Source organism: Phormidium sp. CCY1219, assembly GCF_035615515.1.
In the GTDB taxonomy this organism is placed as follows: domain Bacteria; phylum Cyanobacteriota; class Cyanobacteriia; order Cyanobacteriales; family Laspinemataceae; genus CCY1219.
In genome coordinates, this window is record NZ_JAJENT010000048.1 from 1 (window position 1) to 540 (window position 540).

Annotated in this window: 1 protein-coding gene; it reads left to right on the plus strand. The window is 51.7% G+C overall.

The genetic code is table 11. The features are described from left to right. Window positions 1-71: 71 nt before the first annotated feature. The coding region (gene iscB, locus LKK83_RS00375; protein ID WP_324628760.1) for an RNA-guided endonuclease IscB at window positions 72-540 on the plus strand (469 nt) is incomplete at its 3' end.

The window sequence follows — 540 nt, forward strand, 5'->3', positions numbered from 1 at the left end:
TGCGATTTGGAAAGTACCGACTCTGAACATTAGCGAAGCCAACGTTACGAGCAATCAGAACAGACGCAACAATGTCTAACCATGTGTTCGTTTTAGATACCAACCGCAAACCGCTGACACCCTGCAAGCCAGGGGTCGCACGGTCACTACTCAACGCGGGGAAAGCCTCGGTATTTCGACGCTACCCATTCACCATTATTCTCAACAAGGAAGTTGATGCTAATCCTGAACCGGTCGAACTCAAATTAGACCCAGGTTCTAAAGTCTCTGGAATTGCCCTGAAGCAAGGGAATCGAATCATCTTTGCTGCCGAGTTGCAGCACCGGGGACAGCAAATTAAGGATGCACTGCGGTCTCGTCGTCAACTGCGACATTCTCGACGAAACCGCCTGACCCGATATCGGCCTGCTCGGTTCTTGAATCGGACTCGTCCCCAGGGTTGGTTAGCTCCGAGCTTGCAGCATCGAGTCGATACTCTGATGACCTGGGTTAACCGATTCCGTAGACTTGCCCCAGTTGGCAGCATTGCTCAAGAGCTAG